The organism is Streptomyces sp. NPDC041191 (genome assembly GCF_055591945.1).
This window is the reverse complement of the sequence record NZ_JBVIZC010000003.1, coordinates 41039-57750: the sequence shown is the minus strand read 5'-3', so window position 1 is coordinate 57750 and position 16712 is coordinate 41039. Positions and strand designations below refer to the sequence as shown.

The 16712-nt window shown below is 74.3% G+C and carries 12 protein-coding genes; 3 read left to right on the top strand and 9 right to left on the bottom strand.

Annotation, left to right across the window (positions count from 1 at the left end; all coding sequences use genetic code 11):
* Positions 1–31: 31 nt before the first annotated feature.
* A complete protein-coding gene (locus ACZ6AQ_RS06255) occupies positions 32–2149 on the bottom strand; it encodes an IucA/IucC family protein (protein ID WP_468757907.1) in 2118 nt (705 codons plus the stop codon).
* 36 nt (positions 2150–2185) lie between these two features.
* Complete coding sequence (locus ACZ6AQ_RS06250; protein WP_468758549.1) at positions 2186–3544, bottom strand: diaminobutyrate--2-oxoglutarate transaminase family protein; 1359 nt, start codon at positions 3542–3544, stop codon at positions 2186–2188.
* Positions 3545–4110: 566 nt separating this feature from the next.
* Here ACZ6AQ_RS06250 and ACZ6AQ_RS06245 point away from each other — a divergent pair.
* Entirely contained in the window at positions 4111–5286 is a 1176-nt protein-coding gene (locus ACZ6AQ_RS06245) for a trypsin-like serine peptidase (protein WP_468757905.1), read from the top strand.
* 203 nt (positions 5287–5489) lie between these two features.
* Positions 5490–6659, top strand: a complete 1170-nt coding sequence (locus tag ACZ6AQ_RS06240; RefSeq protein ID WP_468757904.1) for a trypsin-like serine peptidase — start codon at positions 5490–5492, stop codon at positions 6657–6659.
* A gap of 75 nt (positions 6660–6734) precedes the next feature.
* On the opposite strand, the gene hflX is transcribed toward ACZ6AQ_RS06240, so the two are convergent.
* The 6 genes from hflX to miaA form a co-directional block, all read right to left on the bottom strand.
* Complete coding sequence (hflX, locus tag ACZ6AQ_RS06235) at positions 6735–8228, bottom strand: GTPase HflX (RefSeq protein WP_468757902.1); 1494 nt, start codon at positions 8226–8228, stop codon at positions 6735–6737.
* Between the two features lie 228 nt (positions 8229–8456).
* Positions 8457–9947 (bottom strand): M1 family metallopeptidase, encoded by a 1491-nt coding sequence (locus tag ACZ6AQ_RS06230; protein ID WP_468757901.1) that lies wholly within the window; start codon positions 9945–9947, stop codon positions 8457–8459.
* 227 nt (positions 9948–10174) lie between these two features.
* Positions 10175–12370, bottom strand: coding sequence for a RelA/SpoT family protein (locus tag ACZ6AQ_RS06225; protein ID WP_468757900.1), 2196 nt, complete (start codon positions 12368–12370; stop codon positions 10175–10177).
* Positions 12371–12590: 220 nt separating this feature from the next.
* Positions 12591–13469, bottom strand: coding sequence for a diaminopimelate epimerase (gene dapF, locus ACZ6AQ_RS06220; RefSeq protein WP_468757898.1), 879 nt, complete (start codon positions 13467–13469; stop codon positions 12591–12593).
* Between the two features lie 22 nt (positions 13470–13491).
* Positions 13492–14004, bottom strand: coding sequence for a hypothetical protein (locus tag ACZ6AQ_RS06215; protein WP_468758547.1), 513 nt, complete (start codon positions 14002–14004; stop codon positions 13492–13494).
* Positions 14005–14112: 108 nt separating this feature from the next.
* Complete coding sequence (gene miaA / locus ACZ6AQ_RS06210; protein ID WP_468757896.1) at positions 14113–15051, bottom strand: tRNA (adenosine(37)-N6)-dimethylallyltransferase MiaA; 939 nt, start codon at positions 15049–15051, stop codon at positions 14113–14115.
* A gap of 366 nt (positions 15052–15417) precedes the next feature.
* Here miaA and ACZ6AQ_RS06205 point away from each other — a divergent pair, with 366 nt between their 5' ends.
* Positions 15418–15777 carry an antitoxin gene (locus ACZ6AQ_RS06205; protein ID WP_468757895.1) on the top strand — a complete coding sequence of 120 codons (360 nt, stop codon included), beginning with the start codon at positions 15418–15420 and terminating at the stop codon, positions 15775–15777.
* A gap of 131 nt (positions 15778–15908) precedes the next feature.
* Here the strand turns inward: ACZ6AQ_RS06205 and ACZ6AQ_RS06200 are convergent, their stop codons facing one another.
* Positions 15909–16625 (bottom strand): class III extradiol ring-cleavage dioxygenase family protein, encoded by a 717-nt coding sequence (locus tag ACZ6AQ_RS06200; RefSeq protein ID WP_468757894.1) that lies wholly within the window; start codon positions 16623–16625, stop codon positions 15909–15911.
* Positions 16626–16712 lie beyond the last annotated feature (87 nt).

Below are 16712 nucleotides of genomic sequence, written 5' to 3'. Positions count from 1 at the left end.
GCCGGGGCGGGACCGCCGGCCGCGAGCGGGTTCAGGTACGGAGGGGGTTGGTGACGGTGACGTAGACGGACTGGGTGTCGACGGGACCGACGAGTTCGTCCAGACCGTGCAGACGGGTGAGGAGGTTGGCCTTGCTCCGCAGGGTCTCGGCCTCCAGGAGCCGGTGCGGAAGGGGCGAGCCCAGGTGGGTGGCGGAGGTGAGGAAACTGCGGAAGGCGGCGAGCAGGACGCGTTCGTCGGCGAGGTGCTGGGAACCGAACGCACCGATCAGGCCGAGGACGTTGTTGATCCCGAGGTAGTAGGCGAAGCGCTCGTCGGTGACCTGGTCGGAGACGAAGGTGTCACTCTCGGCCCCGATGCCGGGAAGGCGGCTCTCCAGTTCACTCCGGTGGGACTCGCGGAAGTAGTAACCCTGGTTGTCGCGGTAGCGGCCGCCGATCGGCCAGCCCTCCGGGTCCAGGAGCACCAGGGTGTTCTGCTGGTGGGCCTCCAGGGCGACGCCGGCATGTCCGTCGAGCCAGAGGACGGGGCGGACGACCTGGTCGAGGTAGCGGAGGAACCACTCGGTGGCCACGGCGGTGGCGGGACGGCCGGTACGGGCGGCGAGCCGGCCGATGAGGTCGGCGAGCCGGGAGCGCACGGCGGTGGCCCCGGGCCAGGGGCGGGGGGCGGTGAGGGAGGCGATGCAGACGGCGTCGTCGCCGGGCCCGAAGGGGTTGTGGCGGATCATGACGTCCAGGCCGGTGACGGGGGCGCCGTCCGGGGTGTCGACGGCCAGCCAGGCGGGGTCGCGGACGATGTCGAAGCCCGGGTGGGCGGCCTGCCATTCGTCGGCGAGGCCGGTGCGGAGCAGCCGGTGGACTTCGACGCCGCGGTGGAGTTCCTTGCGGAGGTTCTCGCGGCGGGAGTTGGTGATGCGCAGGCCGAGGGAGAGTTTGAGCATGGCCCGGGCGCCGGGGCGGTGCACGGTACGGATGGAGGAGGTGGGGTGCCAGGGGTTGCCGTGGGGACCGAGGTCGTGGAGGAGGCCGGCGGCGAGGAGGGCGTGGACGTCGGGGCGGTGCCGGAGGTCGCGGGCCTGCCAGGGATGCAGGGGCAGGGGCACGGTCCCGGCGGGGAGGACGAGCCCCTCGGCGAGGTCCAGGGCGAGCCGTTCGGCGGTGACGGGCCGACCCTGTTCCGTCCAGGCCGAGTCTGCCGCCAGAACGGAGGGGTCGACGGCGAACCAGTGGAGGGAGAAGGCGCCCCGCAGCTCGGGAGAGTAGAGACGGCTCTCGGCCTCGGTGAGGCCTTCGCGGCTCTTGGGGGTGGGGTGGAGCGGGTGGCCGAGCAGGAGGGACTGCTCGGCGGCGAGGAAGAAATCGGCCTCCGGGTGTGGTTGAGGCCGTCGGCGGCGTTCGGTGAGGAAGTCGGCGGTGCGACGGGCGGAGTCGGCGACCCGGCCGACGAGGTCGGTGCCCGCGGGGCGGCCGGTCTCCCGGGCGATGAGGGCGGCGACGGTGACGGCGTCGACGGACGGTGTCGAGGCGGGGAGCCCTTCGAGGGAGGGGGCGCCGAAGCGGTGCCAGCCGGTGGGCGACCAGTAACGGACCGGGACGAGGAGGGCGGTGCCGCTGGCGTCGAGGGGAATGCGCAGAGTGGTGGACTCGGGAGCGGGGAGGTTCTTCTCCCGGACCCAGCAGCGGAGGAGGTTCTCGACCGTGGCCGTGTCGGCGGCGCGTTGCGGGTCGGGATCGTCCAGGGGGTCGGCGGTGTCGGGCCGGGGCGGCTGAGGGGCGCGGGTGCCGGCGCGCCGGCACGGGACGTCGGGCTCCGCGAGGAGGCCGCGTCCGGCTCCGGGTGTCGCGGTCCCGGACGCGGGCGCTCTGGACGCAAGGGTCTCGGACGTGAGTGATGCGGACGTGAGTGATGCGGAGCCGGACGTTTCGGAGGGGCGGGTTCCGGGGTGGAGCGTCTCGGAAACGAGCGTCTCGGGCCCGTGCCCGCCGGAGCCGAACGCCTCCTGGGCGGCCCTCCCCCGGCCGGTCCTTCCGGCGGTGCGGGACGCGGAGCCGGGGAGCTCGAGCGTGAGGGGGGAATCAGCGGCGGAGTACTCGGTGACGAGAGCGGCCTCGGTGGCGGGTGCCGGGGAGGCGGGGGTGGCGTTCACGGGCTTCCTTGGGGGGTGGGGCCGGTCGGTCCGGGATCAGTCGGACGGCTCGGGGGCGATCGTGGGAGCCGGAGCCCCGTGGGGGACGGGCGGGCGGGGGGTGTGGGCCCGTTCGGCCGCGGCGAGGGCGTCGGCGAAGCGGTCCAGGACGGCGGTGGCCTGCTCGTCGGTGAGGGTGAGCGGCGGCAGGAGCCGGACCACCGCGGAGTGCCGGCCGCCGAGTTCGACGATGAGTCCGCGGGCCAGACACTCCTGCTGGACGGCGCGGGCCAGGGCGGGGGCGGCGGGCGGTACGGGGTCGCCCGGTTCCGCCGCCTCGGGGTCGACGAGTTCGATCCCGATCATCAGGCCCCGGCCCCGGACGTCACCGACGCACGGGTGGAAGGCGGCGAGGCCCCGGAGTTGTCCGAGGATGCGGTCGCCGAGGACACCGGCCCGTTGGGCGAGCCCGTTCTCGCGGACGTACGCGAGGGTGGCCGTACCGGCGGCCATGGCGAGTTGGTTGCCGCGGAAGGTGCCCGCGTGGGCACCGGGTTCCCAGGCGTCGAGCGCGGAGCGGTAGACGATGACGGCCAGCGGGAGGGAGCCGCCGATGGCTTTGGAGAGGACCATCACGTCGGGCACGACGCCACTGTGCTCGACGGCCCAGAAGGCGCCGGTGCGACCGACCCCGGTCTGGACCTCGTCGACGACGAGCGGGATGGAGCGGTCGGTGGTGACGCGGCGCATCCGGCGCATCCAGTCGTCGGGGGCCGGGATGACCCCGCCCTCGCCCTGGACGGCCTCGACGATCATTCCGGCGGGAGCGGTGACGCCGCTCTTGGGGTCGTCCAGGAGGCTCTCGGTCCAGCGTGCGGAGAGTTCCGCGCCGTACGCTCCGCCGACGCCGAAGGGGCAGCGGTAGTCCTGTGGATAGGGGAGGCGGGTGACACGGACGTCGTTCGCTCCGCCGGAGGCGGCGAGGGCTCCCGCGGTCATGCCGTGGTAGGCGCCGGTGAAGGCGAGGAGCCCGCTGCGGCCGGTGGCGGTGCGGACGAGTGTGAGGGCGGCCTCGACGGCGTCCGTACCGGCCGGCCCGCAGAACTGGATGCGGGCGTCGTCGGCGAGTTCGCCGGGGAGGGTGGCGAACAGTTCGGAGGTGAAGGCGTCCTTGATGGGGGTGGCGAGGTCGAGGACGTGGAGCGGGGCGCCCGAGTCGAGGACCTTCTTGACGGCTTCGAGGACCACGGGGTGGTTGTGGCCGAGCGCGAGCGTCCCGGCGCCGGAGAGGCAGTCCAGGTAGCGGCGGCCGTCGGCACCCTCGATGGTCAGTCCCCGGGCCCGGACGGGCACGATCGGGAGGGACCGGGCATAGGTGCGGGCGGCGGATTCACGCAGGGCCTGGCGGCGCAGGATGCCCTCGTATCCGGTCCCCCGTACCGTCCGGCCCGCGGGGGACGCCTGTTCCCCCTCGCACCCCGGGTCCGCTCTGCCCGTTCCGTCCGCCGGGGTCGGCGGGGTGCCCGGCCCCGGGCCGGCGCCCCGGGCCGGAGCGCCGGCGGCGGGGTGCGGCCCGTCGGCGGTCCGGCCGGCCGGTCCGGTCTGCGCACGCGCGGCCGGTGGGACGGCTGGAGCTGGTTCGGTCACGGCCACGGCTCGGTGTCCTCCCGCGGTAACAGTTGCGTTGCACATCGGGACGTCGCGGAACGGCCGCGAGGGCCGGCCCGAGCGCCTCCGTCGTGTCCCCCGTACGTACCAACGACGGGAACTGCCGGGGATCACGGGCCGGGGGCGAGATCTTGGCGTGTCCCGGATCACGGCACGACAACGGCCGAACGGTTCCCGGAACCGCCGGCGGGGCGCGTACCGTCCCCTCCGGCACCGGCATAGTGGGGGCCGCCGGCCGTGGCCCGCGAGGACTCGGCCGCTGTTCGCCCACGAACAAGCCGTACAAGTTGACGTAGTCCCAGGGGGATCACGAGATGCGATCGATTCGTCCGCTGCTGACGGCGGTCTCCGCCGTCGCGGTGCTGACGCTCACCGTTACGTCCTGCGGGCCGAGCGAGGAGAACGCGGGAGACAAGCCCAGCGCGCCCGCGAGCCCGAGTCCGGACGCCAGGATCAAGATTCCGGAGGACCTGAAGGACCGCCTGAAGGCGCACGGGATCGACCTCGACAAGTGGCGCGACGGCGAGTGGAAGAACTGGGACCGCGACAAGTGGCTGCGTGAGGCCAAGGACTTCGTCAACCCGATCATCGAGGACCTCTGGAACCCGGACCGGATGCGGGAGGCCGAGCGCCCCGACCGGCCGGTCGAGGAGGAGGACATCTCCGGCGACAAGGGCGTCACCGACCCGGCGCCGGACCCGGTGCGGGCGAAGGCCGTGGGCGCCAAGTACCACGACAGGGTCCCGGAGTCCGGCAAGGTCTTCTTCGACGGCCCCGAGGGTTCCATGGTCTGCTCGGCCACCGTCGTGCGGGACCCGGCGCACCCGGGCAGGTCGAACATGGTCTGGACGGCCGGTCACTGCGTGCACAAGGGGAAGAAGGGCGGCTGGTACCGCAACATCGCCTTCGTGCCCTCGTACAACGACTCCGCGCTGGCGACCTCCGAGCTGGAGAAGGCGTCGCGGGAGAAGATCGCCCCGTACGGCGTGTGGTGGGCGGAGTGGGTCAAGACCTCCGACCAGTGGATCGCCGAGGGCGCGAACACGGGCGGCGCGGGCGCTCCCTACGACTTCGCGGTCATCCAGGTGACCCCGGAGAAGGGTTCGTCGGGCAAGTCCCTGGAGGAGACGGTCGGATCGGCGCTTCCGGTGGAGTTCAACGCCCCCGCCGTGCCGAAGGTCGCGAGCCTGACGGCGACCGGTTACCCGGCGGCGCCGCCGTTCGACGGCCAGAAGATGTTCCAGTGCCAGGACAAGCCGGGTCGGCTGTCCCTGAAGGCGAACCAGCCGACGATGTACCGGATCGGCTGCACGATGACCGGCGGTTCGTCCGGCGGCGGGTGGGTGGCCAAGGGCCGCGACGGCAAGCCCGCACTGGTGTCGAACACCTCGATCGGCCCCTCGTCGGCGGGCTGGCTCGCGGGACCGCGGCTGGGTCCGGAGGCCAAGGCCGTCTTCGACTCGGTCAGCAAGAAGTACGCCGGCCGTTAGGGCGTACCGGGGAGGCGGGGCCCGGTGGGTCCCGCCTCCCTCCGTGCCGGAGCCGTGCCGGCCCGGTCCCGGACACGGGAACACGCCCCGGCCGCCCCGCGCACCGGCGAGAACGGGCGGGGACCGACGGGAGCACGCTTGTCAGGAGCACGTCCTTGAGGGACGTGCCCCTGCGGAAACACTTTTCAGGGGGAGACCACCACATGCGTTCCGTACGACTCATACCGGCCGTCCTCGGTCTGGCCTCGGCGCTCGCGCTGACCGCCACCGCCTGCGGTCCCACCGAGACCCCGGCCGCCGGTGAACCGGCCGGGACGACCGCCTCCACGCCCGCCACCGACGGCGGTTACGGCGGCCCCGCTCTTCCCGGGGACCTCGCGGGCAAGCTCAAGGAGCACGGCGTCGACCTGGAGAAGTGGAAGAACGGCGAGTGGAGGAACTGGGACCGGGGGACCTGGCTCCGTGAGGCCGAGGACTTCGTCAATCCGGTGATCGAGGGCCTCTGGGACCCCGCGCGCATGCAGTCGGCGAAGAGCCCGGACCAGGCGATCACCGCGCAGGCCGGCACCGGCGGCACCGATCCGGTGCCCCGGCCCGTCGGGGCGCAGCGCGAGAAGACGCCGTACCACCGCAACGCGGCCCCGGTCGGCAAGATCTTCTTCGACGCGCCGCAGGGCCACATGGTCTGCTCCGGGACCATCGTGAAGGACCCCCGGCACCCCGGGAGGTCCAACCTCGTCTGGACGGCCGGTCACTGCGTCCACGCGGGCGGGAAGGGCGGCTGGTACCGCAACATCACCTTCGTTCCGGCCTTCAACGACCTGGGGAAGCCGCCCGCCGCGCTCCGGAACGCGAAGCCGCACGAGGTGTACCCGTACGGCCAGTACTGGGCCGACTGGGCCGTGACCTCCGGCGAGTGGATCAGGTCCGGCGGCACCAACCGGGCATGGCCGTACGACTACGCCGTGCTGCACGTGAAGCCGCAGCGGGGCACCAAGTCCCTGGAGGAGACCGTCGGCGCCGCCCTGCCGGTCGACTTCTCCGCCCCGGCGCCCGCACGGGCCGGGACGGTCGGGGCCTGGGGCTACCCCCAGGCCGCCCCGTACAACGGCGTGATCATGCACAAGTGCCTGGACCGGGCGACCCGGCTGACCACGGCGCCCGCCACCCCGGTGATGTACCGGATCGGCTGCACGATGACGGCGGGATCGTCCGGCGGCGGCTGGTTCCGGGTGCTGCCGAACGGGAAGACGGCACTCGTGTCGAACACCTCGATCGGCCCGGCCGGCGGCAACGGATGGCTCGCCGGACCGCAGCTGGGCCAGGGGGCCAGGGCGGCCCACGAGGCGGTCAGCAAGAAGTTCGCCCGCTGACGCCGTCCCGCGGAACGGCCGGAGGCGCCGGTCCCCTCCCTCGCGGGAGGAGGCCGGCGCCTCCGTATCGGGCCGTCAGTGCGCGGCGGGGACGAACGGCGCGAGCAGCGCCGCCAGCTCCTCGTGCACCCGGGCCCTGACCAGGGTGCCCTCGGGGGTGTGCTCCTCGGACTCCAGCTCGCCCTCGGCGTGCACCCGCGAGACCAGACCGCCCTGCGTGTACGGCACGAGGGCCTCGATCTCGACCTGCGGCCGCGGCAGCTCGGCGTCGATGAGCGCGAGCAGCTCCGCGATGCCACGGCCCGAACGGGCCGAGACCGCGATGGAGTGCTTCTCCGTCCGCAGCAGGCGCTGGAGGACCAGCGGGTCCGCCGCGTCGGCCTTGTTGATGACGACGATCTCCCGCACGTTCACCGCGCCGACGTCCCGGAAGACCTCGCGGACGGCGGCCAGCTGTTCCTCCGGGGCGGGGTGCGAGCCGTCCACCACGTGCAGGATGAGGTCGGAGTCGCCGACCTCCTCCATGGTGGAGCGGAACGCCTCGACCAGGTGGTGCGGGAGGTGCCGCACGAAGCCGACGGTGTCGGCCAGGGTGTAGACCCGGCCGGTGGGCGTCTCGGCCCGGCGGACGGTCGGGTCGAGGGTGGCGAACAGGGCATTCTCCACGAGGACGCCCGCGCCGGTGAGCCGGTTGAGCAGGGAGGACTTGCCGGCGTTGGTGTAGCCCGCGATGGCGACCGACGGCACGTTGTGGCGGCGCCGTTCCTGCCGCTTGACGTCGCGGCCGGTCTTCATCTCGGCGATCTCCCGGCGCATCTTCGCCATCTTCTCGCGGATGCGGCGCCGGTCGGTCTCGATCTTGGTCTCACCGGGACCGCGGGTGGCCATGCCGCCACCGCCGCCGCCGCCCATCTGCCGGGAGAGCGACTGGCCCCATCCGCGCAGGCGCGGCAGCATGTACTGCATCTGCGCGAGCGCGACCTGGGCCTTGCCCTCCCGGGACTTGGCGTGCTGGGCGAAGATGTCGAGGATGAGTGCGGTCCGGTCGACCACCTTCACCTTGACGACGTCTTCGAGGGCGATGAGCTGGCCGGGGCTGAGCTCGCCGTCGCAGACGACGGTGTCGGCGCCGGTCTCGACCACGATGTCCCGCAGCTCGCGCGCCTTGCCGGAGCCGATGAAGGTCGCCGGGTCCGGCTTGTCGCGGCGCTGGATCACACCGTCGAGCACGAGGGCGCCCGCCGTCTCGGCGAGGGCCGCGAGTTCCGCGAGGGAGTTCTCGGCGTCCCGCACGGTCCCCGAGGTCCAGACGCCGACCAGCACGACGCGCTCCAGGCGCAGCTGGCGGTACTCGACCTCGGTGACGTCCTCGAGTTCGGTGGAGAGGCCCGCGACACGGCGCAGGGCCGCGCGCTCGGAGCGGTCGAACTGGTCGCCGTCCCGCTCTCCGTCGATCTCGTGGCTCCAGGCGACGTCCTCTTCCATCAGGGCATCGGCCCGAAGGCTCTCGGTACGGCTCGTCTCCGCGAAGCGCTGCTCGTCCTGGGAAGGGGATGAAGAGGAGGTCATTGGATCCTTACGTCGATCGATGAGAGGAAAGAGGTGTCCACCGGTGACAACGTCCGCGGGCACCGGAAGATTCCCGGCCCGGCCGCGCCGCCGACCCGACGATGGTGACACGGCCCGCCACGGCCCGTCATCCGGGTTTCGCGGTGCCCGCCGTCCCCGGTCCCCGGGCCCCCGGCGGACGCCGGCCCCTGCCCCCGGGCCCGCCCGTCCGGGGCTCCGCCGGGCCCGTCACCCGCGTTTCGGCGTGCTCCCCTGCGTCCTGACCGGGTCGCTGCGCCAGTCCGGGTGTCCGGGCATGGGCGGGGTCTTCGTTCCGTACAGCCAGCCCCGGAGGAAGCCGGTGAGGTCGCGCCCGGCGGTCCGGCCGGCCAGGGCGACGAAATCGGCGGTGGCGGCGTTCCCGTCCCGGTGCCGGGCGACCCAGAGGCGTTCCAGGCGCCGGAACGCCTCGGTGCCGATCTCCTGGCGGAGGGCGTAGAGGACCAGGGCGCTGCCGTCGTAGACGACCGGCCGGAAGAGGCTGATCTTGTGGCCCGGCGAGGGGGGCTCGGGGGCGGCGGGCGGGCCGCCGGCCGCGCGCCACCCGTCGGAGGCGGCGTAGGCGGCCTTCATGCGCCGTTCCAGGGACGGACCGGCGTGCTCCTCGGCGTACAGCGCCTCGTACCAGCTGGCGTGTCCCTCGTTGAGCCACAGGTCGGACCAGGTGCGGGGCGAGACGCTGTCGCCGAACCACTGGTGGGCCAGCTCGTGGACCATGACGGAGTCGACGTACCACTCCGGGTAGGCGGGCTCGGTGAAGAGGGAGCGTTCGAAGAGCGAGAGGGTCTGGGTCTCCAGCTCGAACCCCGTGGCGGCGTCCGCGACGAGCACGCCGTACGTCTCGAAGGGGTACCGGCCGACCTGCCGCTCCATCCACTCCAGGTGGCCCGGGGTCCTGCGGAGCCAGGGCTCCAGGCGCTCCCGGTCGGCGGCGGGCACCACGTCCCTCAGGGGCAGGCCGTGCGGGCCCTCGCGGCGCACGACGGCGGAGCGACCGACGGAGATCTGGGCCAGCTCGGTGGCCATGGGGTGGCGGGTGCGGTAGGTCCAGGTGGTGGTGGAGCCGTGGCGGACGCGTCCGGCGGGCAGGCCGTTGGCGACGGCGGTGAAGCCGCTGGGGGCGGTGATCCGGAAGGTGAAGTACGCCTTGTCCGCCGGGTGGTCGTTGGACGGGAAGACCCGGTGGGCGGCGTCGGCCTGGTTGGCCATGGCGAGGCCGTCGCCGGTGCGGACCCAGCCCCCGGTGGCGGCGGGCCCCGTGGGGTCGCTGGTGTGGGTGACGGTGATGCGGACCGGCTCGCCCGCGCCGACCGGCTCGGCGGGGGTGACGACCAGGTCCTCACCGCGGCTCGTGTACGCGGCGGGCCGTCCGTCGACGGTGACGGCGGAGACCTCGCCCCGGGCGAAGTCGAGGTTGATCCGTTCCAGGTCGTCGGTGGCGAGCGCGTCGATCCGGGTCACGGCGGAGAGGGGCTTCGTGTTCACCCCGGGGTACGCCACGTCGATGGCGTACGCCAGGACGTCGTAGCCCGGGTTGCCGAGGTGCGGGAAGAGCGGGTCTCCGATGCCGAGCGGCGCGGGGGCGGGCGGTGCGGCGGCGACGAGCGCGGCCGCCGCGGCGACCGCGGCGGCGGAACGGAGCCGCCGCGCACGGGACAGGGGGGATCGGACGAGCGGCATGGGCCAGGGCCTTTCCGGAGGACTGGACCTACGGCTACCAGGGGTTTCCCCGATCGCGGGGGCGGCGCGCACGCCCGCCACCCGAAGGGCGTCACGGCCACGGCCACGGGCGGTGTCGCCCTCGCACCCGGTCGTACCGGTGTCCCGCCGCCCGCGCGCCACGGAATGCCCGCGTCCGGCCGCGGCGGTGGGCCACCTCTTCCCCGTCCCGGGGCGCCCGTGTCCGGTCACGCCCGGCGCGGTCTCGATGACGCCCGGTGGCGGGCGCGGCGCACGTCGTACACCCCGGGCACGTCCCGCATGGCCCGCATGAGGGCGGGGAGCTCCGCCACGTCGGGGAGGTGGAGGGTGTACGTGTGGCGGACCCGCTGTTCGCTGGGCGGTTCGACGGTCGCGGAGACGACGGCGGCGCCGGCGGTGGCGATGGCGTCGGTGAGATCGGCGAGGAGGCCGGGCCGCCCGAAGGACTCGGCGACGAGGGTGACCCTGCCCTGGGCGGTGTCGCCCCAGCGGACGGTGACGGGCGCGCGGCCCACCCGGCGCATGGCGGCGGCGGACGCGCAGCCGGAGCGGTGGACGGTGACCGATCCGCCGTGCACCCGGAAGCCGGTGATCTCGTCGGGCGGCACGGGGGTGCAGCACCCGGCGGGCCGGACGGCCGCGGGCCGCTCCCCGTCCAGGTCGGCGTGGAGTTCGGTGCCCGTGCGGCGGTCGGCGGCCGGGCCCGCCGGGGGCCGGGGGTCGGCGGGCGCGGCGGCGGGCGCGGTGCTCTCGGGGTGGGCCCGCAGCCAGCCGGTGATGGCGATCCGGGCGGCGGGGGTCCGGGCGTGGTCCAGCCATTCGGGGGACGGGCCGGACACGGCGTCCCGGGCGAGCAGGAGCTGGACGGTGTCGCCGTCGCCGAGGACGGTGCTCATCGGCGCGAGGCGTCCGTTGACGCGGGCGCCGAGGCAGCCGTGGGCGGCCTCGCCGTGCTGGGCGTAGGCGGCGTCGACACAGCTGGCGCCGGCGGGGAGGCTGAGCGGACCGGGAGCGGCGCCGTCCGTGGGGAAGACGGTGATCTCCTCGTCCTCGGCGAGGTCGGCGCGGAGGGAGGACCAGAAGGTGTCGGGGTCCGGGGCGGCCTGCTGCCAGTCGAGGAGGCGGGAGAGCCAGCCGGGCCGGGTGGGGTCGACGCGCTCGCCGTCCTCGGCCGGGGACGCGGCGGCGTCCGGGTGCGCGGCGCCGTCCGGCGGTCCGGCCGCCTCCTGGCCCCCGTGGGGGTTGCCGAGGGCGACGACCCCGGCCTCCGCGACCCTGTGCATCCGGTGGGTCCGGATGAGGACCTCGGCCACGGCCCCGTCGGGAGCGGCGATCGCGGTGTGCAGGGACTGGTACAGGTTGAACTTGGGCGCCGCGATGAAGTCCTTGAACTCGGAGACCACCGGGGTGAAGCACGTGTGCAGTTCGCCGAGGACCGCGTAGCAGTCGGCGTCCTCCGCGACGAGCACGAGGAGCCGTCCGAAGTCGCAGCCGCGCAGCTCGCCCCGTTTGAGGCGGACGCGGTGGACGGAGACGAAGTGCCGGGGGCGGACGAGGACTTCGGCGCCGATGCCCGCCTCGCGCAGGACCGTTTCGGCCTGCTCCGCGACGGCGCCGAGTTCGCCGGCGGCGTGCGGGGCGCCGGCGACGAGGGCGCGCGTGGTCTCGTACTCCTCGGGGTGGAGGATGGCGAAGACGAGGTCCTCCAGTTCGGTCTTGAGGGCCTGGACGCCGAGCCGTTCCGCGAGCGGGATGAGGACGTCCCGGGTCACCCGGGCGATCCGGGCCTGTTTCTCGGGGCGCATCACGCCGAGGGTGCGCATGTTGTGGAGGCGGTCCGCGAGCTTGATCGACATGACCCGGACGTCGTTGCCGGTGGCGACGAGCATCTTGCGGAAGGTCTCGGGTTCGGCGGCGGCGCCGTAGTCGATCTTCTCCACCTTGGTGACGCCGTCGACGAGGTAGGCGACCTCCTCGCCGAACTCCCGGCGCACCTGATCGAGCGTCACCTCGGTGTCCTCGACGGTGTCGTGGAGGAGGGAGGCGGTCAGGGTGGTGGTCTCCGCGCCGAGTTCGGCGAGGATGAGGGTGACCGCGAGCGGATGGGTGATGTACGGCTCGCCGCTCTTGCGGAACTGACCGCGGTGCGAGGACTCGGCGAGGACGTACGCCCGGCGCAGCACGCCCAGGTCGGCCTCGGGGTGGTGGGCGCGGTGGGCCTCCGCGACGTGACCGATGGCGTCGGGCAGCCGGTCGCGGGGGGACGGTCCGGCGGTGGCGCCGAGGAGGGCGGCGCGGCCGAGCCGGCGCAGATCGATACGGGCGCGCCCGCGTCTGCGGACGGTCACGTCGGTGGCGGCGTCCTCGGCCGCGCTCACGGGGTTGGTGGCCTCTGGGCTCATGGGGCACCTCCGGCGACATCGACCGGCGGTGGGCGGGCCAGGCGTGCCCGGGGCCGGTGCTTGATGCTACCGACCCCACCACGCGGCGCAGTCACGCTCTCGCTCAGCGTGAAACGGATCACCCATTCGAGCGATAAATCAGCCGTTGACAGTTTCGATTCCGGGGATGTCTCGTTTCCCGGCCCCGTTCCCTCGCGGGGTCCGGCCGCCCCGGGGCCCCTCAGGCGCCCGCGGCGAGCCAGGCCGGGTCGACGGTGCCCTCGGCGACGATGACGGCCGGGCCGGTCATGTCGATCCGCCCGTCGGGGTGCTCGGTGATGATCAGGGTCCCCCCGAGGACGTCGACGGTGTACGTGACGGGGGCGCCGCTCCCGGCGGGATCGACGCCGTCCCGGCGGGCGGCGGCGACGGCGACGGCGCACGCGCCCGTGCCGCAGGAGCGGGTCTCGGCGGCGCCGCGCTCGTGGACCCGCATGGCGACGTGGCGGGGGCCCCGGTCGGCGACGAACTCGATGTTCACCCCGTCCGGGTAGACCGAGGCGGGCGCGTAGGACGGCTCGGTGAACAGGCTCCCGGCGTGGTCGAGGTCCTCGACGAAGGCGACCGCGTGCGGGTTGCCCATGTTCACGTTGCGGGCGGGCCAACTGCGCCCGTCGACGGTGACGGTGACGCCGGCCCCGGGGAGGACCGCGCGCCCCATGGCCACGGTGACGGAGCCGTCCTCGCCGAGGCGGACGTGCTTGGTGCCCCCCCGGGTGGCGACGGCCACCTCGCCCGTGGTGACGTGTCCGGCGTGCTCCAGGTAGCGGGCGAAGACCCGGACCCCGTTCCCGCACATCTCGGCGACCGAGCCGTCGGCGTTGCGGTAGTCCATGAACCACTCGGCCTCGTCGGCCAGGTGCCGGGCCTCGGGGTGGGCGGCGCTGCGCACGACGTGCAGCAGCCCGTCGCCCCCGATACCGGCCCGCCGGTCGCACAGCCGGGCGACGACCGCGGGGGGCAGGTCGAGGGCGTTCTCCGCGTCGGGGACGATCACGAAGTCGTTCTCGGTGCCGTGGCCCTTGAGGAAACGGAAGGGGGAGGTCTGCGCGCTGGTCACGGGATCAACTGTACGGGGCGGGTCAGCGGAGGCGGGCCACGCGCCAGACCGCGAGGGCGACCAGGACCGCGATGGTCGCCGCGTACAGGGCGAGGACGCGCCAGTCCGGGCGCTCGCCGGAGCCGCGCGCCGGAAGGCCGGGCCAGGTGTGGCCGACCTTGCGGGCCGCCATCACCCCCCAGCCCGCCGCACAGGAACTGATGAGCAGTCCGAGCATGGCGAGGACGGCGCCGCCGTCGCCGGAACCGAAGGCGAGCGGGAACGCGAACATCAGCGAGCCGACGGCGGCCAGACCGACGATCGGCGCCAGTTGCCAGATCCGCAGGCGCCGCTGGGGACGCAGTTCGACCTCGACCTCGTCGGCGTCCACCTCGACGGCGGTGCCGACCGCGTCGTCGGGGCCGTCCGGGGTCAGTCCGGGGACCACCGCCGGGACACCGCCGGCCGGCCGCCCGGGCACCTCGCCCGACGGATCCTCCGTCGGGTCGCCCAGGGCCGCTCCGTGCTGTTCTCTGTCGCGAGGGCCGGCCTCCATCGCCACGCGCCCTCCCCACTCGGACTCGACTCGGTCGATCGATGCTCGATGATGGCACGCTCCCGCCCGCCGGAATGACGGGCAGGGCGTCCCGATGCCATCACGTGATCAGGCTGTAACCGCTCGTTCGACCAACGCGAGCGCCTGTCCCGGGAGTTCCCCCCGGTGGTCGGCGGCCCCGCTGAGCCAGTGCACGCGCGGGTCGCGGCGGAACCACGAGTCCTGGCGGCGGGCGAAACGCTTGGTGGCGCGCACGGTCTCGGCGCGCGCCTCGTCCTCGGTGCACTCCCCCGCGAGCGCGGCGAGGATCTGCTGGTAGCCGAGCGCGCGGGCCGCGGTGCGCCCCTCGCGCAGGCCCCGCGCCTCCAGGGCGCGCACCTCGTCCACCAGACCGGCCTCCCACATCCGGTCCACGCGCGTGGCGATCCGCTCGTCCAGTTCGGGGCGGGCGACGTCGACGCCGATCTGGACGGTGTCGTAGACGGAGTCGGGTCCGGGGAGGTTGGCGGTGAAGGGCTTGCCGGTGATCTCGATCACCTCCAGGGCCCGGACGATGCGGCGCCCGTTGCCGGGCAGGATCGCGCGGGCCGCGTCGGGGTCGGCCGCCGCGAGCCGGGCGTGCAGGGCGCCGGGACCGTGCGCGTCGAGCTCTGCCTCCAGACGGGCCCGGACGGCGGGGTCGGTGCCGGGGAACTCCAGCGCGTCGACGGCTCCCCGCACGTACAGTCCGGAGCCGCCCACGAGGACGGGGGTGCGGCCGACGGCGAGCAGCCGGTCGATCTCGGCGCGGGCGAGACGCTGGTACTCGGCGACGCTGGCGGTCTCCGTGACGTCCCAGACGTCGAGGAGGTGGTGCGGGACGCCGCCGCGCTCCTCGGGTGTCAGTTTGGCGGTCCCGATGTCCATCCCCCGGTACAGCTGCATCGAGTCGGCGTTGACGACCTCGCCGCCGAGCTGCTGGGCCAGGAACACACCCAGATCGGACTTTCCGGCCGCCGTGGGGCCGACGACGGCGATGACCCGCGGGGCGGGAGCTGCGCTTCTCACCGCCACAGTCTCGCAAACCTCCCGGCCCCTCCCCGAACGAGCCGTGCGACGGACCCCGTCCGGCTCCGCCGTCCGGTGCGGGGTCACGACCGTCGGTCACCGTCCGGACCCCCTCCGCCGAGTAGGCTGAGGAGTGGATATGGGCGTTTTGGCAATTTTCCTTCCCGGGAAGCGGAACGAACGGACGCGATCGGGAGTTCTCCGGGCAGGAGCGGGAACGCGGACGGTACGGCGGCCGCCGGCACGGCCTCGGCGCCGGCCGGAGCGGACCGCGGGTCGGCGAGGACGCGTGCGGTCGGTGCCCCGGGACACCGGGGACAGGACACGAGGACGGGCCCGCGAGGGCTCGTGGAGGGAAGGTGCCCCATGGGTCTCATGGACTCGCTGAAGGCGAAGCTCGGCCCGGCCAAGGAGAAGGTGGCCGACCTGGCGCAGCAGCACGGAGACAAGATCGACCAGGGCCTGGACAAGGCCGCGAAGGCGGTCGACGAGCGGACCAAGGGCAAGTACAGCGACAAGATCCGGTCCGGCACGGGCAAGGCGAAGGAAGCCATCGACCGGATGGGCCACAAGGACGGGGGCGCGCCCGGTGGCGGCACCCCCGGGACCGCGAGCACACCCGGCGGCGCCACGCCCGGGACCCGGGGCACGCCGGGCGGTAGCGCCACGCCCGGCACCGGTGGCGGCTTCCCGGGAAGCGGCGGTACGCCGCCGCCGGCGGCCTGACGGCTCCGGAGACACCCGGCGGGCCGTTCCCCGTCGTCGCGGACGGCCGCGGAGCGAAGCGCTCCGCGGCCGTCCGCCGTCGTACCGGCGATCGTCCGCCCCTGTAGGTTCCTGCCGGTTCCTGTCGGCCCCTAGGACCAGACGGCGACGACGTACTCCACCCCGTAAGGGGCGTCCTCGTGGAGGATCCGGCCGCCGAGACCGGCTCCCTCGGCGGCGCCGGCGAGGACCTGCCAGGGCGCCCGGCCCGCCGCTTTCAGCTCGCGGGCGAGCCGGGCGTCGAGGGCGAGCAGCGCGGGTCCGTCGGCGCCGCCCAGCGCCCGGACGGCCTCCGCGTCGAAGTCCGCGGCCCGCTCGTCCAGGTAGCCGGGGGCCTTCACGGTCCGGCAGGCGCTGCCGTCGCCCATCACGAGGAGGGCGACGCGCTCGGCGGAGGCGGCGAGGGCGCGCCCGGCCCCGGCGCAGAGGTCGGCGTCGGCCGACGCGGCCACGCCCAGGCCGTCCACGGGCACGCCGGCCCAGTCGGCCCGGCCGAGGAGCCAGGCCCCGACGGCGAGGGAGGCGGGCAGGGGCCGGTCGGCGTCGACAGCCAGGGGGGTGTCGCCGAGCCGTACGGAGAGCTCGACGCCGAAGCCCGCGAAGGAGCCCGTGGTGCCGGACGGGAAGACGCCCTCCGTGCCCTCGGCGGCGGGACCGACCACGTACAGCCGGTCCGGACGCGCGGCGGCGAGCGCCCCCACGGCGTCCGCGCAGGCCGCTCGCGCGGCGTCCAGTTCGGGAGCGGCGCCGGTCGCGACCTCGGGCACGAGAAGCGGCGGACAGGGACAGACGGCTGCGGCGACAAGCATGATCCGCACCTTACTGCTCCCGGTCCGCGCCGTCCGGGGACGGCCGGGTTCACGGAGGGACGGCGCCTCGCGACGGCCGCCGGGGCG

What these genes read in the sequence shown, in the direction of transcription:
- ACZ6AQ_RS06245 (WP_468757905.1), top strand. Translation starts at nt 4,111, where the DNA reads ATGCGATCGATTCGTCCGCTGCTGACGGCGGTCTCCGCCGTCGCGGTG.
- ACZ6AQ_RS06240 (WP_468757904.1), top strand. Translation starts at nt 5,490, where the DNA reads ATGCGTTCCGTACGACTCATACCGGCCGTCCTCGGTCTGGCCTCGGCG.
- hflX (WP_468757902.1), bottom strand. Translation starts at nt 8,228, where the DNA reads ATGACCTCCTCTTCATCCCCTTCCCAGGACGAGCAGCGCTTCGCGGAG.
- ACZ6AQ_RS06230 (WP_468757901.1), bottom strand. Translation starts at nt 9,947, where the DNA reads ATGCCGCTCGTCCGATCCCCCCTGTCCCGTGCGCGGCGGCTCCGTTCC.
- ACZ6AQ_RS06225 (WP_468757900.1), bottom strand. Translation starts at nt 12,370, where the DNA reads ATGAGCCCAGAGGCCACCAACCCCGTGAGCGCGGCCGAGGACGCCGCC.
- ACZ6AQ_RS06215 (WP_468758547.1), bottom strand. Translation starts at nt 14,004, where the DNA reads ATGGAGGCCGGCCCTCGCGACAGAGAACAGCACGGAGCGGCCCTGGGC.
- ACZ6AQ_RS06205 (WP_468757895.1), top strand. Translation starts at nt 15,418, where the DNA reads ATGGGTCTCATGGACTCGCTGAAGGCGAAGCTCGGCCCGGCCAAGGAG.
- ACZ6AQ_RS06200 (WP_468757894.1), bottom strand. Translation starts at nt 16,625, where the DNA reads ATGCTTGTCGCCGCAGCCGTCTGTCCCTGTCCGCCGCTTCTCGTGCCC.